A 925-nucleotide genomic window follows, 5' to 3' on the forward strand; every position below is an offset into this window, starting at 1 on the left:
CCTCGCCCGACCCGTACGCCGCCGACGACCGGCTCGGCCGGCCGGCCCGCCTCGCGGTGCGGGCCCGGCGGGCGGCCAGGGCGCTGCTGCTGTCCGGCGCGTCCTGGCGGTACGGGCTGCGGCTGGCGCTGTGCATCGGGCTGGCGCAGGTGCTGGTCTCGGTGATCGCGGTGCCCCGCTCGTACTGGGTGGCGCTGACCGTGACCTTCGTGATGAAGCCCGACTTCGGCTCGGTGTTCTCCCGCGCGGTGCTGCGCGCGTTCGGCACCGCGGCCGGGCTGCTGATCGCCATCCCGGTCCTGGCCGAGGTGCCGCACGGCTGGTGGGACGTCCCGGTGATGGCGGTGCTGGCGACGCTGATCCCGGTGCTCTCCGCCAAGGGGTACGCCTTCCAGACCGCGGCCATCACCCCGGTCATCCTGCTGCTCTCCGACCTGCTCAACCACCAGGGCTTCCACCTGGTGCTGCCCCGGCTCTACGACTCGCTGATCGGCTGCGGGATCTCCCTGCTGGCCGGCTACCTGCTGTGGCCGGAGTCCTGGCACACCCGGATCGGCGACCGCCTCGCCGACGCCGTCCAGGACACCGCCTCGTACGTGTCGCTGGCCTTCGCCACCGGCCCCGGACCGGACGAACCGGCCGCCCGCGCCCGCTACCGGCGGCGGCTCTACCGGGACCTGTCCGCCGTGCGCAGCGAGTTCCAGCGGGCCCTCACCGAGCCGCCGCCGGTCGGGGCCCGGGCGCGGGCGTGGTGGCCGGTGGTGATCGCGGTCGAGCGGATCGTGGACACCACCACCGCCACCCGGGTGCGGATCGAGCACGGCGCGCCGGTGCCGACCACCGCCGAGGTCGCCGCCGTCACCCGGGAGCTGGCCGACCTGGCCGAGGCGCTGCGCACCGGCGAGCGGCTGCCGGAGGCGCGGCC

General features: G+C 75.9%; 1 protein-coding gene. It reads left to right on the forward strand.

Annotated elements, in window-relative coordinates; all coding sequences use genetic code 11:
• The coding region (locus tag AE652_RS42150; RefSeq protein ID WP_049661466.1) for an FUSC family protein at positions 1-925 on the forward strand (925 nt) is incomplete at both ends.

Origin of the sequence: Kitasatospora sp. MY 5-36, assembly GCF_001182915.1 — a bacterium.
Lineage (GTDB): Bacteria > Actinomycetota > Actinomycetes > Streptomycetales > Streptomycetaceae > Kitasatospora.